Here is a 16,755-nt window from a genome sequence, read left to right on the forward strand (position 1 = left end):
GAAGCCAGGAAACCTTCAGACAGAGCAAATGGAAAAGGTCACTCGCGAGTCCGAAGCCGGGTAACCTTCGGACAAAGCAAGCGGAAAAGAGTGAAGCAGGGTCTGAAGCCGAGTAACCTTCAGACAAAGCAAGCGGAAGAGGTCACTCGCAAGTCCAAAACCGGGTAATCTTCGGACAGAGCAAACGGAAAAGGGCATAGCAAAGTCCGAAGCCGAGTAACCTTCAGACAGAGCAAACGGGAATGGTCACTCGCGAGTCCGAAGCCAGGAAACCTTCAGACAGAGCAAATGGAAAAGGTCACTCGCGAGTCCGAAGCCGGGTAACCTTCGGACAAAGCAAACGGAAAAGAGTGAAGCAGGGTCTGAAGCCGGGTAACCTTCGGACAAAGCAAACGGAAAAGGGTGTAGCAGAGTCCGAAGCCGAGTAACCTTCAGACAAAGCAAGCGGAAAAGGTCACTCGCAAGTCCAAAACCGGGTAATCTTCGGACAGAGCAAACGGAAAAGGGCATAGCAAAGTCCAAAGCCAGGTAACCTTCAGACAAAGCAAACGGAAAAGGGCACAGCAGAGTCCGAAACCAGGTAATCTTCAGACAAAGCAAACGCATATGACTCCATCAGAGCCCGAAGCGCCCCAAAAAAATATTAATCAATCGTTTGATTAATCCCAGTTTCCCCTGTTAAAACAACATATTAATAGGAATGAACTCTCCTTTGCAACTCCTGATAAAAATGATATAACGATAGATAAGGTCTATTACCATTTACGGAGGGATGAAGGATGAAGTGGAAGGTTGGCTGTATCCAGATGGATATTGCCTTTGGTGATCCGAAGGAGAACTTGAAGGCGGCTGAGGAGTGGTTTGCAAAGGCTGCAGCGGAGAATTGCACGCTTGTGGTTTTGCCGGAGCTTTGGACAACCGGCTATGATCTAACGCGACTGGATGAAATCGCCCATAAGGAAGGGGAAGACATCATTAAATTTCTCCAGGAGCAGGCAAGAAAGTACAGCTTCCATATCGTTGGCGGTTCGATTGCCAAGCAAACTAATGAAGGTGTGCTCAATACGATGTTTGTAGTGGATAAGGAAGGAAAGCTTGTGCATGAGTACAGCAAGCTTCATTTGTTCCAGCTTATGGATGAGCATCACTATCTGCAGCCAGGCAAGAATGAAACTCTGTTTGCCCTTGATGGCGAGTCTTTATCTAGCTTTATTTGCTATGATATTCGCTTTCCTGAATGGCTGCGCAAGCCGGTATTGCAAGGGGCGAAGGCGATGTTTGTTGTTGCCGAATGGCCAGAGCCTAGACTTGACCATTGGCAGACATTATTAAGAGCACGTGCCATCGAAAATCAATGTTATGTCATTGCCTGCAACCGCGCGGGAAAGGATAAAAATAACGTATTTGCCGGTCACTCCATGATCATCGATCCTTGGGGCGCTGTTATAGCTGAAGGAAGCAATCAAGAAGAGCTTCTCATCGGTGAGGTAGATTTAGGAGAAATCAGCTCGATCCGAAGCCGTATTCCTATCTTTGATGATCGCAGACCAGAGTTCTATTAAGAACGTTTCTGATAGCTAAATACTTTAAAAAGGAAGGGTGCAAAGCTTACCTAAAGCATTGCACCCTTCTCCTATTCCGAAAAACCAGCCAGATATTTAGCATATTTAAAAGGCTGGGTGACCACTTTTTTATATAACAGCTTATCTTTTAGATGGAGAGGGAAACGGTGATACGTATCAAGTGTATTTACCTCAAGAATCCAAACCTTTCCATGAATATCCACCATTAAATCGATTCCAAGATCTCCATAATTGCCATATTGATCAAATACATCGCAGATTTGAAAGGTAATCTCTTTCATCTCTTCAATTTTCCCTAATGCTTTTTCTTCATTCATACTAAATGCAAGCTGGAAGGCATCGATCCCTGAATGAAGAAAACCAGCCCTTGAAAAATTCGTAATAATACTGCCGCTCCTCCCGAATTTTCCGAAGATGCCCGTACACCCCCAAGTACCGGTTTCATCCTTTTGCATAATCACTCGAAAATCAATTGGTCTGTCTTGGTACCTCTGCATCTTAATCGCCTGCTGTGCAAGATACTCTTTACTTTTAAGCCCAGAAAACCACTCCTGCTGTTTCGATGAACTTTCCAAATGCATGACACTTAATCCAGATGCCTGTTTTTTGCGGGGGATTGCAACCATCCATCCAGAATCCGTTTGATCTGCTCGAACTACCCCTCTTGAAAGAGTTCCTTTTGTCGGTTTGATGTAGATGGAATGATATTTATCCAGCATGTCCGATAAAACACTGATATCCGTCAAAAGTTTCGTAGCAGGAAGGTAGGGCAGAAGCTTGGGGTTAGGGGAAAGACGTTTATAAAGCTCCCATTTATTGAATGACCCTCGTGAAAAGCTATTAAAAATACAATTCCCCATCTTACTGGATAAATCATCGAAAACAGCTTTCGGCATGGCTGTCCGATTATAGGCTGCACCTGGATAAGGAAACGTTCCCTTTTTCCATTGGCAAGAGTGGCTGCTTCCAGATGGATCAAAATAGTAGCCTTGAATAAGCTTATTTTTGATATCAATGGAATTCCATGCACAAATATAAATCAGCCCCCCAACATTTAAGTAATCAGAGAAGTAGGACCGATGTTTGTTTAAACTGGACCTGTTCATTTTCTTTTCATGTGAAAAAACAATAAAAGCGATAACCGGACCTAGTGAAAGAGTCCGGCCTTTTACCTTTAAATTGTAGGAAAGTGTATCAGGAATAGTGAATAGATCTTGCCAATGTTCAGGAAGGCCGATTATATCTGATGGAAAATCAGGGTTAACAGAAACTTGAACCATTTGTTCCCATGAACCAAATTGAAATGTCATGGATCCAGCGGAAATTCCGTGCTGATCGGCAATCTGGGGTGGTAATTGGATCTCATTATTTTCTTCTATCCATTTTATATACATGAATACCAACTCTTTTCAAAATGGTTGTCTAAGATAGAATATGAAACTTTGTCCAAAATGCTTTAGACGGCCGCTGAAATTAGACTGGACAAATAAACAAGCAATAAATATGACGAATGAATAAGCTATAGAGGAATAATATTTATGCACTTTTTAACGGGGTGTTATATATGTTGGATAAAAATCAAAGAGTAATTATTCTGGGAAAATGGGCATTCAAACGGATAGAAATGCGTGATAAAGAGATCTATAGTAATTTTATAAAAGATACACAATATCCAGCAGATTTATGGTCATCTAATTTCGATTATCTGTGGGCTGTTTCAAACCCAAAAAGAGAACTCGTATTATGGAAAGTTGTAAGTAATATGTTAGTAATATTTAAGCTTTCGAGAAGGAATGTGCTTCAGATCGCATTCCCGCCTTTAGGGAAAGGCTCTGCCGAAAAGGCTGCCAGAGTTCTGTTAAAATGCATGAAGTTTTGTGATAAATGGAACCAAGCAATAAAAGGGAAAACGCGGGTAAGGGTGGTAACTGAACAGCAGCTTGCATTCATAAAAACATCAAAGCTCTTTGAAAGGAAATTCAGCTATAAAAAGCTGTCCGGGGTTGATCGGCACATTAGTGTTGAAAAGATGATAAGTTTAAGCGGCAAGGAATTTAAGGATTTGAGAAACAACATTAACCGATTCCGCAAAAGCTGTCCCAATGCTATAGTAAGACCGGCTGAAGCTAAAGATTATCCAGCTTTGCTAGGCTTGAAAGAAACATGGAATCAGAGTTTGGGAGTAAAATACAAGCGAATTTGGGATGACCAATTTTATTTGAAGCTCATGAAGTTTTATCAAGAATTGGATCACATTGTACTTGTTGCCGAAAATGATGGGAAAATCATCGGAGTGGTTTCAGGCGGGATTCTTCCTCATGGCCAAGCCTGGGGGGCATTGTTAAAAAAACGGCCGGAATACCCCGGATTGTCTGAATTCCTTAATGTAGAGTTTGCCCGAGAAATTCACAAAATAGATCCATCAGTTGAGCTGATTAATTTAGGGACCGATTCAGGCAATAAGGGGGGCCTGCGGACTTTTAAAGATAAATTCCGTCCGACCCTTAATGCAAGAAGATATTCTTTATATTTAAGGCCACGTTAAAGGCAATGTTGACTTTAACCAAAGAGCGGAAATCAGCTGTCAAATTTAACAGAGAAATATTTAACAAACAGCGCTTAATATAGATCATCTTCCAAAAACTGTATTATTTTTACAGTTGCGCCGATAATATTTACCTTTTTGTTGCACACTATTCTTAATAATACCTTCAACAAAAGGGTAAGGAGCAACAATATGCATGTCGGATTGGCTATTATTACCTTATTAATCATGTATTGGAAGGGCGACTGGAGAAACCTCCCAAAATACGGCCTGACTATTTATTATATGATTGCATGTAATTTGCTGTATAACTTGTTTTGCAGCGATTATTTATTGTGGGAGTATAAGCCTGATGTTTTATTTACCTCACGCATTGTTTTAGAATTGATATATACCTTTATAACCTTACCTTCCGTTACGCTTTTGTATTTAACCCATTTTCCATACAGAAAGAAATTAAGCAAGCAGATGCTATACATGCTGCTATGGATTATTGTGACTTATGTAGTTTTTCTTCCGTTTATTAACGCAGGGGCGCTGGTGTTTCACCACGGATATGAACAATGGATGGACTTATTTTTCTATATAGTAATGTACAGCATGCTGCGGCTGCATCATACTAGGCCATTCTATACTTATTGCTTTTCTATTCTCATCATTATTTTTTTGCTATGGAGATTTAATGTACCATTTTATTAAAAAGATATAAATAAAAGGGGCTGGAGGAATTGGGGAGATCCATACTTGGGAAAAAATTAAAGCAGTGGATAGAAGAGTATCCGCTGCTAGCTGATATCACTCACTTAAAAGAAGTGTTCTGGCTAAATCCAAATTATCAGAAAAACACCGGTCCTTTACCATTTACCAACGAAGATATTAGGGAGGCCGAAGAAAGACTGATTCGATTTGCTCCCTATATCGCACGTGCCTTTCCGGAAACGGCTGAATACGGAGGCATTATTGAATCACCTCTCGTACCCATTCCAAATATGAAGCGGGAATTGGAGAAAATCTATCAAAATGACTTACCGGGCCAATTGCTTTTAAAATGTGACAGTCATTTGCCGATATCAGGCTCAATAAAGGCAAGGGGCGGCATTTATGAAGTGCTGGAATTTGCCGAGGAAGTTGCCATTAAGCATAAGATGCTAGCCTATGAGGATGATTATTCAATCTTAGCAGATCAAAAATTTAAGGATCTTTTTTCAAAGTATTCTATCTCTGTGGGCTCGACAGGTAACTTGGGGCTTAGTATTGGCATTATGAGTGCAAAGCTCGGGTTTAAAGTGTTTGTACATATGTCTGCAGATGCAAAACAATGGAAAAAGGATTTGCTTCGGGAAAAGGGTGTCACTGTTGTAGAGCATAATGCCGATTTCAGCGAAGCGGTCGCACAGGGAAGAAAACAGGCGGAAAAAGATCCAAATATGCATTTTGTAGATGATGAGAGCTCCCGTCACTTATTTCTTGGCTATGCAACAGCGGCAGGAAGGATTAAAAAGCAATTAGAGGATCTGGAGATAACAGTTGATGAGAATCATCCGCTGTTTGTTTATCTGCCATGCGGTGTTGGCGGAGGACCTGGGGGTGTTACCTTTGGCCTTAAGCAAGTCTTTGGGAATCATGTACATTGCTTGTTCTCTGAACCGACACATTCACCGTCCATGCTCCTTGGATTATTAACGGGAATGCATGATAAGGTTTCTGTTCAGGATTTTGGCATTGATAATAAAACAGAAGCGGACGGTTTAGCTGTAGGCCGGCCATCAGAGCTCGTTGGAAAAATCATTGATACACAGATTGGCGGAGTTTGTACGGTAGAAGATAATCATCTATTTGCCTGCCTGTCCCTTCTTGCCGCAGCGGAAGACTTAAATCTCGAACCATCAGCTTTAGCTGGCTTTGCTGGATACATACATTTGCTGCAATCGCAAACCGGAAAAGTTTTTATTGAAAATCAAGGGATGGACAGCCTTTTAGATCGTGCGGTCCATATCATTTGGGGCACAGGAGGCAGCATGGTTCCCGAAAGTGAAATGAAGGCATACATCGAAAATGGCCAGCAGCTGATACATCTGCTGAACTTATAATTCGTTCAATCGCAGGGAGGGAGTTTATTGGAAGACCGGTTATATTACAAAGATCAATATTTGAAAGCATTTACAGCAAGGCTCGTGAAACAAGAAAAGGATCCAAATGGAAGATGGTATGCTGTATTAGATCAAACGGCCTTTTATCCATCGGGGGGCGGGCAGCCTTTTGATACAGGAACCTTGAATGATAAAAATGTCCTTGAAACAGAAGAAATTGATGGGGAAGTCCGCCATTATCTTGAGGAGCCTTTAGAAGATTCCTGTAAAACAGTAGAAGGAAAAATTAATTGGGACAGACGATTTGACCACATGCAGCAGCACGCGGGCCAGCATATTTTAACAGCAGTTTTTGAGGACTATTTCGAAATTTCCACTGCTGCTTTTCATCTTGGAGAAGAGGTAGTCAGCATTGATCTCGACTGCCATGACTTAACTGAACAGCAAGCGCTGGCAGCAGAGGAGATGGCTAACCAGATTATTTTGGAGAATCGTCCCATTGAAACAATCTGGCCAGAAAAGAGCGAATTGCCGAAATATCGGCTAAGGAAGGCTCCTGCTGTTGATGAAAATATCAGACTCGTAATCATTCAAGAGCTTGATTACAACCCTTGCGGAGGCACGCACCCAAGGTCAACCTCTGAAGTGGGATCAATCAAGATCCTTGATTGGGAAAGACAAAAGAAAAAGATCCGTGTTTATTTTGTCTGTGGAAAAAGGGTTTTAACGCAGCTTCATGCAAAACAAAAAGTTCTAAAGGATTTAATCGGGCTATTCAACGCACCAGAACATGGCTTGGGAGCAGCTGCAAGACGAGTAATCAATCACGGTAAGGAACTGGAAAAATCATTGGATGAATTAAGGGAACAGCAAAGCCGATTTCAGGCAAAGGAACTGGCAGATAACGCAGCTGAATTTTATTCAGTGAAATTTATTGGGCATGTGTATCAAGACCAATCTATTCAGGAACTCCAAAAATTGGCGCGTGCAGTGGCAGAAAGTACTGCTGAGTCAGTCGTCTTATTAATTAATGAAAGCAATGAAAAACTTCAATTTGTCAGTGCAAAGGGATCAGCACCTTCCATAAGCATGAAACAGCTTTGTCAAAGCATACTCCCTTGGATTAATGGCAAAGGAGGCGGTTCAGATACATTCGCACAAGGCGGTGGAGAACCTGTATTATCAGGTAAAGAGTTCCTTCAAAGAGCAGAAGAAATCGTAAAGAAGGAATTAGAGAAAAGCCAAATATGTCTTTAGATTAAAAAGGGGTCCGGAATCATTTTTTCGGACTCCATGTTATTTTGGGAGATTTTTTTATCATGAATGCCTTACCAATATGAATATGGTTGTAAGAGAGGAGAAACAACTTTTAAAGGATGTGACATCATGCGGATAAAGCCAGCCCGTCTTAAAAAAGGGGATACGGTCGGGATCATTGCACCCGCGAGTCCGCCGGATTCAGAAAAACTGATGCGTTCGTTTTCATTTTTAGAGGAGCTAGGCTTGAATATAAAGCTTGGGAAACATGTGAATGATCAATACGGATATTTAGCTGGCAGGGATCAAGCCAGGTTAGATGATATTCATGCCATGTTTTGCGACAAAGAAGTAAAAGCCATTTTTTGTGCCCGAGGCGGGTATGGAACAGGGCGAATCGCCGCCCAGATGGATTATGTAGCCATTAAGGAAAATCCAAAGATTTTTTGGGGCTATAGTGACATCACCTTTTTGCACCTAGCTATTCGGAAAAGAACAGGGCTAATTACCTTCCACGGACCGATGCTCGCATCTGATATTGGCTCAGAAGAGGTTCATGAATTATCAAAGGAAGGATTTAAGCAGCTGTTTGACCCAATCATGATTCAATATACAAACGAAACATCCCCATTAGAAACAATAGTTGAAGGCCAGGCAGCGGGTGAAGTGACAGGGGGAAATTTGACCCTTATAACCAGCACACTTGGTACTCCATTTGAAATTGATACATGCGGAAAACTGCTTTTCATAGAAGACATTAGCGAACCGCCAAGGTCAGTAGACCGGATGCTGAACCAGTTGTATATGTCTGGAAAATTGACAGATGCGGCTGGGCTTATTATTGGCGATTTTAATGACTGTGTTCCCGGGAAGGGTCCTTCATTAAGTTTAGAGGAAGTGATCAGCCATTACGCCAAATTAGCCGGACGTCCTGCAATGAAGGGATTTAAAATGGGCCATTGCAGTCCCAATATAGCGATTCCGCTCGGGGCATCAGCAGAGATAGATACTTTCAATCAACGATTAATTGTTGAAAGCGGCATTTGTTAAAGAGGGGTGGTGGTTTCATGAAGATTAATCAAATTGAAACTTTTCGGGTGGCAATCCCCTTAAAAAAGCCTTTTAAAACTGCATTGAGAATTGTTTCAACAGCAGAATCCATTCTTGTTAAAGTAACCTGTGATAATGGGATAAGCGGCTGGGGAGAAGCACCGCCTACCACTGTTATAACAGGTGAAACCTTATCAAGTATTGAGGCGGCGATTCATCAAGTATTTAAACCGTTTTTAATCAATCGCAGCCTTTTGAATTATGAGGAAATTTTTCAAGACCTGCAGGTGATTCTTGTTGGGAATTCCAGTGCAAAAGCGGCTATCGACATGGCATTATATGATTGCCTTTCCCAATACTGCAGACTCCCGCTCTATCAGTTTTTGGGGGGATACCGCAGTGAAATTGAAACAGATTACACAGTCAGTGTCAATGACCCAAAGGAGATGGGGGAGGATGCTGTTTCCTTTGTGCAGCAAGGATTTAATGTATTGAAAATAAAAGTGGGAAAAGATGATATAAAAACTGATATTTACCGGATTCAAGAAGTTAGAAACAGGGTGGGTCACTCGATTAAGCTGCGCCTGGATGCAAATCAAGGCTGGAAGCCGAAAGAAGCCATTCGAGCGATTCGGAAAATGGAGGATTTGGGATTAGAAATTGAGCTTATCGAGCAGCCGGTAAAAGCCTGGGATATTACTGGTCTTAAGCAGGTGACCGAACATACAGACACATTGATCATGGCAGATGAAAGTGTGTTTACTCCCAAACAGGCCTATGAAGTCATCACAACAAGAAGTGCAGATTTAATCAATATAAAACTGATGAAGTCAGGCGGTATTTATCAGGCACAGATCATTAATCAGCTTGCGGAGAATTGCGGGATGGCGTGCATGGCGGGCAGCATGATTGAAACCACCATTGGAATTACAGCCGCAGCCCATTTTGCGGCCAGCAAGAAGAATATTACCCGTTTTGACTTTGATGCTCCGCTCATGCTGGCAAAGGAGATTATCGAAGGAGGTATTCAATACAGAGGCAGAAAAATTACACTGCCAAAGGATCCTGGCTTAGGAATTAGAGGGGTTCAAATAGAGAAAAAGGCAGAATGATTATGAAAATGAGAATTCTTCTCATATTTATTGACACTTTCCATTATTTATTGTTAAATGAAAGTAAGGTTGATAGTGAGATTCATTATCGCCATATTTTTTTGATTGTTAATGAGAATGATTCTTAATTAGGATGATTCTTAAGAAAAAGATGAAACTAAAAATAGAACAAATGCTAAGAATATAGATGATGAGGATTTCAAAATGAGACTATGGATATTAATAATCGCTGGCATTGTCCTCTCGTTCATATCGTTATTTATTGGGGCTATTAATATCACACCGATGGATTTACTAAATTGGGAATCAGATGAGACGCAAATTTTCCTGATTAGTAGGGTTCCTCGTTTAGTAGCGATCATTCTAGCGGGAGCAGGAATGAGTATAGCGGGTTTGATTATGCAAAGTTTAAGCAGAAATAAATTCGTGTCACCAACGACAGCAGGTACGTTAGATGCTGCAAAACTTGGGATACTAATCTCCATGCTGTTCTTTGCAAATGTAACTTATACACAGCAGATTATATTTAGCTTTGCATTTGCATTAATAGGTACACTAATTTTCATGCAAATCTTAGATAAAATTAAATTTAAAGATGCAATTTTCGTCCCATTAATCGGCATTATGTACGGGAATATCTTATCAGCCATTGCAACATTTTTTGCCTATGAGGCAGACCTTATTCAAAATATCTCATCCTGGTTAATGGGGAGCTTCACATTGATTATAGCAGGACGTTACGAGTTGCTATATCTAGCTATTCCTACTGTTATTCTAGCGTACATCTTTGCTAATAAGTTTACAGTTGCTGGAATGGGGGAAGATTTTGCGAAAAACCTCGGGCTAAGCTATAAGGTTGTTTTAAACACAGGTCTTGTCCTTGTAGCTATTATTTCAACAACGGTTGTATTAACGGTTGGGGTCATTCCGTTTTTAGGCTTAATTGTACCGAATATCGTATCGCTATATTTAGGGGACAATTTACGAAAGACGATTCCTCATACTGCTGCTTTAGGGGTTGTGTTTCTATTAATCTGTGATATTTTAGGCAGAATTATTGTCCACCCTTATGAGATTCCAGTCAATGTAACTGTTGCAGTAATCGGCAGTGCGATCTTCCTAATCATGTTATTTAGGGGGAAAGCATATGCGAAATAGCAGAAAACTGATACTCTTAGCCGCAATTGCCATTATTTGTATCTTGTTTTATGGATTTTATGATTTAAAAGGCGGATTTGATTATGCCTTCCCTAAACGAATGACTAGGGTATCGGCAATGGTTGTAACAGGAATTGCGATTGCGTATTCGACCGTTGTGTTCCAAACGATTACGCAAAACCGTATTCTGACGCCTTCCATGATGGGGATTGACTCAATGTATGAAGTCGTCCAAACATTAATCTATTTTTTCGCAGGCTCTATGTCTGTTTGGGTGTTAAATAAATATTTGAATTTTGGTGCATCGATTCTAGCAATGGTATTGTTTGCGCTCATCTTATACCGTTTCCTATTCAGGTCCGACAAACATCCTATCTATTTACTTCTATTAATAGGGATGATTATTGGCACACTGTTAGGAAGCCTCGTTACATTTCTGCAGGTCATGATTGATCCAGTCGAATATTTAAGTCTGCAAAGCCGGCTATTTGCAACATTTACAAATGTTAAGGCAGAGCTATTATATATTGCGATTGGTATTTTATTAATAGCTTTCATTTATGGCTATCTTATTATGGATAAGTTAGATGTTATGTCACTGGGCCGTGAAAATGCGATGAATCTTGGCGTCAATTACGACAAGATGGTCATGAACATTTTAATTTTATCATCGGTGCTCATTGCCACAGCTACCGCATTAGTTGGACCGATTACATTTTTCGGTTTAATCGTAGCGAACCTTGCTTATCAATTTTTAGTTACTTATAAACATTCGATTTTAATTCTTGGGGCAAGCTTAATGAGCGTAATAGCCCTCGTTGGCGGTCAGTTTCTTGTTGAACATATTTTTGAACTGCGTACCACATTAAGTGTCATCATAAACTTTGTCGGTGGTATTTACTTCATTTTCTTACTATTAAAAGAAAGTAGGTCAGCATGATGATTGAAATCAAAGGATTATCGAAGTATTTTGGGAAAAAGCCTGTAGTCGAGGATGTTTCAATTACGATCGAGCCAGGTACGATTACATCGTTTATTGGACCGAACGGTGCAGGTAAATCTACTCTGCTTTCAATGGTAAGCCGATTATTAGATGCTGATACCGGGGAAGTTCTGCTTGATAAAAATAATGTGAAAAAGTGGAAGTCTTCTGAGTTTGCAAAGCGTGTTTCGATTTTGAAGCAATCCAACTACTTAAATGTACGCTTAACTATTCGTGAGCTAGTAGCGTTTGGCCGTTATCCTTATTCAAAAGGGCGCTTTACAGATGAAGATGAAAAGTTCATTGACCAAGCTCTTGAATATATGAATTTAATCGACATCCAGGATATGTTTTTAGATGAACTATCAGGCGGTCAGAGACAACGTGCATTTATAGCGATGGTGATTGCCCAGGATACGGACTATGTCTTGCTTGATGAGCCATTAAATAACTTGGATATGAAGCATTCTGTCCAAATCATGAAGATTTTACGAAAGCTTGTGGATGAGCTTGGTAAGACCGTTGTCATTGTCTTGCATGATATTAATTTTGCATCCGTTTATTCTGATCGGATTGTAGCATTGAAAAATGGCAAGCTTGTAAAAAATGGTCCAACCCACGAAATTATTAATTCAGATGCTTTACGAGAAATTTATGATATGGATATTCCAATCCAAGAACAAAACGGCTGTCGAATTTGTGTTTATTTCAATTCACATGCTATTTGACCTAGGGGATTAGTCTCTAGGTCTTTTCTTATTAATTAGGGACATATCGGCTAATGGGGATTAAAGTTTGATGCGCAAAATGCATTATAAATTTTCCCATTTTTGTATTGACGGCAGGTAGTTATGTCTCTATAATGAGAATTGTTATCAACGATAATGATTCTCATTTTTAATTAAAAAATTTACATATGTATTAAAAGGAGAGGACACAATGAAAAAGTGGAAATTAGCAAGTGCACTGCTGGCACTAACTTTAGCTCTGGCTGCATGCGGAAATGATGATGAGGCAGCACCAGAAAAGGCAAATGAGACCAACGCTGCCGAAGAACAAGGAACGGAGACAGCAGCAGGGCAATATCCAATGACGGTATCTCCAACACTTACTGCAACTGAAACTGAAGAAGCGGGAGCAGTAGACTTTGAAGATGTAACATTTGACTCTATGCCAGAAAAGATTGTTGTATTTGATTATGGTTTTCTAGATACATTAGATGCACTAGGCGTTGAAGGAATTGTTGGGGTTCCGCAAGATTCTAGCTTGCCAGATAGCCTTGAAGCCTATGCTAGCGATGACTATGTAAATGTCGGAACTTTAAAAGAACCATTACTTGAAGATATCGCAGAAATTGGCCCAGACGCTATTTTTATTTCAGGCCGTCTGGCACCGTACTATGAGGAATTAAAGGAAATCGCACCTGTAGTATTTGTTGGAACATCTCAGGATGACTACTGGAATACATTTCTAGCATCTGTAGATGTTGCAGCTAAAATGTTTGGCAAAGAAGCTGAGGCAGATGAATACAAAGCAAAAATTGATTCAGCTTTAGAAGAAGTGAAGGCTTTATCTGGTAACTATAAAACTTCATTAGTTACAATGTACAACGAAGGGAAATTATCAGGTTTCGCATCAAACTCTCGATTTGGTTACATTTATGATATTTACGGCTTCAAACCAGTAACAGAAGATATCGCATCTTCTTCCCACGGCTCTAACTTTGGCTTCGAAGCAATTCTAGAATTTGACCCAGAAGTATTGTTCGTTATCGACCGTACAGCAGCGGTAGGCGGCCAATCAAATATCAATAAAGATATGGAAAATAAAATAATCCAGAAAACACAAGCATATCAAAACAAACGAATCGTTTATTTAGATGGTGTACTTTGGTACCTAAGCGGGGGCGGCTTACAATCTGAGCTTGAAAAAATCGAAGAAATTTTAGCTGAATTAAAATAGTATGAAAAAAGGCTGTTCGGAAAGTCAGTGAAAACTGATTTTCTGGCAGCCTTTTTACTGTCTAATAATTGGAGTGCCTTTTTCGGAGTCACTAGCAGTTCCAGCGTCATTAGCTATATTTTTAATCTTTTCTGGAAAAATTTCTGAAAACGCAGCTGCGGAATAGAAATCCCAATTAAGATGAGAATAATTCCAACGATTTGACCCGCGGTTATTTTTTCACCAAGAATAAGCATGGCAGCCGCAACTGCAGCTGGAAGCTCTGCAGAGCCAAGGATTGTTGCAAGACCTGCTTCGACTTTTGGTGTGCCAATCGCAAAAAGGACGATAGGGAAAATCGCTCCAAAAAAGGCCATTGGCAGACTAAACTTCCAAAGTCCTGAGAATTGGACCCCATTTTTAATAAGGAATGGGCCAAAAATAATCAGTAGGATTAGTAAGCCGCCCAGTGTCATAAAAATACTTCTTTGAAGGCTTGGGACACCTGGTGCCACTTTTCCGCTTGCAAACATGAAAATGGCGTAGCAAAAAGCAGCAAGGATGCCATAAAAAAGGCCGTCTGCTTGAAAATGGTGCTCCGTGCTAGATAAGAGCTTGCTTGCAAAAACTGTTCCTGCAATAAGGAAAATAACTGCAGCGATCTTTCCCTTGCCCGGCAGCTTTCTTTCGTAAATCGACTCTATTAAAATACCAATCCAAGTAAATTGAAATAAGAGGACAATCGCCAGTGAAGCCGAGGTACGTTCAAGACTTAATCCGTAAAAAATGCCTGTCAGACTTAAAGCTGTGCCAGTCAGCATAAGGCCTGCCGCCTGTCTGAAGGGGATTTTAACCCGCTTGATAAAAGGGATTGTTACTAATAATAGGATAAGGCCAAAAAGATATTGGCTACTGATTAATTCGTAGACACTATGCCCGGATTTCAGCCCTAATTTGACAATGGATGCCAAAACCCCGTAGCTGCACGCCCCAATAAATATAAAAAGAGAATACTTTACGTTTAACATTTCATAAGCTCCTTGATAGTGATATCAATGAATATCATATCATTTTTCCAAAAGCACAGTGGAAACGTTTTAGGTTGGGCTTTCAGAGTTATTGGAATCAATGGGTGGCGTTTGTGATTTTCCAAGTTCTCTATTGATAAAATAAAACCCGCTTAATGAAATAATGGTAAAGCCCCAGTTCAGCGCCTGGCGGAGAATAATGCCTTTATCAAAGGCTTCTACTCCGTATTGCTGAATCAGCCAAGTTTTTATGGCAGCAAGAATAATAAATTTAAGGGCAAAGCCCGCGGTGATCCAGTTAAATATGGATAAGATTCTTTTACTATAGAAAAGCTCTTCCATTTCGCCTCGGTCATTTCCTTGCAGCTCCACTAAATCGAGTGTCACGTATAAAAATATTGGCTTTTTCACCATTATGGTTACAAGAAAAATTGACCCAAGTATGTACGCATAAATCACATTATTCCATAAAAGCTGAATGGCTGATCCCGCCAGAACATCGATGAGGAAGGTAATGATTAAATTAGATAACAAAAAGAGTCCAAAGAAATTGACTTTCTTTAGCTCAAAAAAGCGGTACAGGCTATAAAGAATTCCTGGAATGGTGGAAATGATCATGGCTATATAATCACCGAGCAGATCGCGGCCAAGATTCCACACGGCCAAAGGGAGAACTACATAGAAAATGATATCAAGAACAACAACATTATTTTTCAACACTTCACTTCCTTTAATGAAATTCATATTTTAATAGTTCATTTTATAGAACGAAAATTCCTCCCGAAAAGTAAAAAAAAGAGCCAGTGTTTCTCTTCACTGGCTCTTCTCCCATTTCCCATTATTATCCTAAGTAGGCGCTAAGCATCCAAATATGTTTATCAAGCTGTCCAGTTAGTCCCACAGCCAGATCGTTGATGGCATCCTGGCCATTTTTATCTGCCAGTTCAGCCAGATCCTTAACTCCAACCTTTAATTGCTTATAGTCGGCTAAAAGGGCTGCCACCATCTCATTGGCAGTTTGTTCTTTATTTGCTTCCTCAATGACAGCTAGGCTTAAATACTCTTTCATAGTTGCTGCAGGTGTACCGCCGATGGCAAGAAGGGCTTCTGCTAATTCATCGACTGTATTTGCTGATTCATTATACAGCTCCTCGAATTTTTCATGAAGGGTAAAGAACAGTGGGCCCTTAACAAACCAATGATAGTGATGAAGTTTTGTGTATAAAACGCTCCAGTTAGCAATTTGTGTATTCATTGATGCATATAGATTTTCCATTAAGCATGACCTCCTAGTGGTTTCTTTAATTAAATTATAACAAATATAAAATTAAAATCAATACTTAATTATAATTATTATTAATTAATAATAGATAAAAATAAATCCCGGAGCTCTTTTCTCCGGGACTTTCAATTTAAGATTTATTCTTTTTCCTTTGAATAATGAGGTAGACAATATAGGCTGCAATCAGGATTGCACCGATAATCATGGTCAGCATTGAGAAGTTTTCCTCAATAAAAGGCATCGCTTTTTCGCCGAGAAGTATGATAATTGCAGCCTCGAGAAAGAAGCGGAGTCCGCGTCCAATAATGGACCAGATTACCAATACCCGCAGCGGGATTTGAGAAACACCTGAGAAAATCGTAAAGATTTTATATGGAACTGGTGTTAAGGCTGAAAATAGAATGGCCATTGGTCCATATTTATTAAAATAATATTCAACCTTTTGGATATTTTTTTCTGAAAAGAATTTTTTTAGAATGGGCCTGCCTAATTTCTTTCCGATAAACCATCCAAAGATTGCGCCAAGAACAGATGCAGCGGTTGTTAAAAAAGCATACCAAAGGGCGCTGTCAGGGTTTGCAATACCCATTGGAATTAAGACGAAATCCGGCGGGATGGGAAAAAACGAGGAATCAGCAAAGGACACAAAGAATAACCCTAATGCCCCATATTCCATTAGCCATTCTTCGATCGCATGTATGATTTCAGACATTGATTACTTTCTCCT

16 protein-coding genes are annotated in these 16,755 nt (G+C 40.1%); 11 read left to right on the forward strand and 5 right to left on the reverse strand.

The window, feature by feature from the left end; translation table 11 throughout:
• Window positions 1-779 precede the first annotated feature (779 nt).
• Window positions 780-1,562 (forward strand): carbon-nitrogen family hydrolase, encoded by a 783-nt coding sequence (locus AC1Q59_RS19740; protein WP_492367582.1) that lies wholly within the window; start codon window positions 780-782, stop codon window positions 1,560-1,562.
• A gap of 71 nt (window positions 1,563-1,633) precedes the next feature.
• On the opposite strand, the gene AC1Q59_RS19745 is transcribed toward AC1Q59_RS19740, so the two are convergent.
• A complete protein-coding gene (locus AC1Q59_RS19745) occupies window positions 1,634-2,977 on the reverse strand; it encodes a YheC/YheD family endospore coat-associated protein (RefSeq protein WP_492367583.1) in 1,344 nt (447 codons plus the stop codon).
• Window positions 2,978-3,147: 170 nt separating this feature from the next.
• Between AC1Q59_RS19745 and AC1Q59_RS19750 the strand changes: the two genes are divergently transcribed.
• The 10 genes from AC1Q59_RS19750 (at window position 3,148) to AC1Q59_RS19795 (ending at window position 13,739) form a co-directional block, all read left to right on the forward strand.
• On the forward strand, window positions 3,148-4,128 hold the full coding sequence (locus AC1Q59_RS19750; protein WP_492367584.1) for a phosphatidylglycerol lysyltransferase domain-containing protein: 981 nt from the start codon (window positions 3,148-3,150) through the stop codon (window positions 4,126-4,128).
• A 192-nt stretch (window positions 4,129-4,320) separates the two neighbouring features.
• Entirely contained in the window at window positions 4,321-4,827 is a 507-nt protein-coding gene (locus AC1Q59_RS19755) for a CBO0543 family protein (RefSeq protein WP_492367585.1), read from the forward strand.
• A gap of 29 nt (window positions 4,828-4,856) precedes the next feature.
• Window positions 4,857-6,218, forward strand: coding sequence for a D-serine ammonia-lyase (gene dsdA / locus AC1Q59_RS19760; RefSeq protein WP_492367586.1), 1,362 nt, complete (start codon window positions 4,857-4,859; stop codon window positions 6,216-6,218).
• Between the two features lie 27 nt (window positions 6,219-6,245).
• Entirely contained in the window at window positions 6,246-7,475 is a 1,230-nt protein-coding gene (locus tag AC1Q59_RS19765; protein WP_492367587.1) for an alanyl-tRNA editing protein, read from the forward strand.
• 129 nt (window positions 7,476-7,604) lie between these two features.
• On the forward strand, window positions 7,605-8,525 hold the full coding sequence (locus tag AC1Q59_RS19770) for a S66 peptidase family protein (RefSeq protein ID WP_492367588.1): 921 nt from the start codon (window positions 7,605-7,607) through the stop codon (window positions 8,523-8,525).
• A gap of 17 nt (window positions 8,526-8,542) precedes the next feature.
• Window positions 8,543-9,637 carry a mandelate racemase/muconate lactonizing enzyme family protein gene (locus AC1Q59_RS19775; protein ID WP_492367589.1) on the forward strand — a complete coding sequence of 365 codons (1,095 nt, stop codon included), beginning with the start codon at window positions 8,543-8,545 and terminating at the stop codon, window positions 9,635-9,637.
• Window positions 9,638-9,841: 204 nt separating this feature from the next.
• Window positions 9,842-10,795, forward strand: coding sequence for an ABC transporter permease (locus AC1Q59_RS19780; protein ID WP_492367590.1), 954 nt, complete (start codon window positions 9,842-9,844; stop codon window positions 10,793-10,795).
• A complete protein-coding gene (locus AC1Q59_RS19785; protein ID WP_492367591.1) occupies window positions 10,785-11,735 on the forward strand; it encodes an iron chelate uptake ABC transporter family permease subunit in 951 nt (316 codons plus the stop codon). The genes AC1Q59_RS19780 and AC1Q59_RS19785 overlap by 11 nt, the downstream gene beginning before the upstream one ends.
• Entirely contained in the window at window positions 11,735-12,505 is a 771-nt protein-coding gene (locus AC1Q59_RS19790) for an iron ABC transporter ATP-binding protein (RefSeq protein WP_492367634.1), read from the forward strand. The genes AC1Q59_RS19785 and AC1Q59_RS19790 overlap by 1 nt, the downstream gene beginning before the upstream one ends.
• 211 nt (window positions 12,506-12,716) lie before the next feature.
• The gene (locus AC1Q59_RS19795) at window positions 12,717-13,739 is read left to right on the forward strand and encodes a siderophore ABC transporter substrate-binding protein (protein WP_492367592.1); all 1,023 of its coding nucleotides are present in this window, start codon (window positions 12,717-12,719) and stop codon (window positions 13,737-13,739) included.
• Between the two features lie 113 nt (window positions 13,740-13,852).
• Here AC1Q59_RS19795 and AC1Q59_RS19800 read toward each other — a convergent pair whose 3' ends face one another.
• The 4 genes from AC1Q59_RS19800 to AC1Q59_RS19815 form a co-directional block, all read right to left on the reverse strand.
• Entirely contained in the window at window positions 13,853-14,746 is an 894-nt protein-coding gene (locus tag AC1Q59_RS19800; RefSeq protein WP_492367593.1) for an EamA family transporter, read from the reverse strand.
• 69 nt (window positions 14,747-14,815) lie between these two features.
• Window positions 14,816-15,463 carry a VC0807 family protein gene (locus tag AC1Q59_RS19805; protein ID WP_492367594.1) on the reverse strand — a complete coding sequence of 216 codons (648 nt, stop codon included), beginning with the start codon at window positions 15,461-15,463 and terminating at the stop codon, window positions 14,816-14,818.
• 124 nt (window positions 15,464-15,587) lie between these two features.
• Window positions 15,588-16,022, reverse strand: a complete 435-nt coding sequence (locus tag AC1Q59_RS19810) for a Dps family protein (RefSeq protein ID WP_492367595.1) — start codon at window positions 16,020-16,022, stop codon at window positions 15,588-15,590.
• Between the two features lie 136 nt (window positions 16,023-16,158).
• Window positions 16,159-16,740, reverse strand: coding sequence for a YqaA family protein (locus tag AC1Q59_RS19815; RefSeq protein ID WP_492367596.1), 582 nt, complete (start codon window positions 16,738-16,740; stop codon window positions 16,159-16,161).
• Window positions 16,741-16,755: the final 15 nt, after the last annotated feature.

Source organism: Cytobacillus sp. MT66, assembly GCF_058792595.1.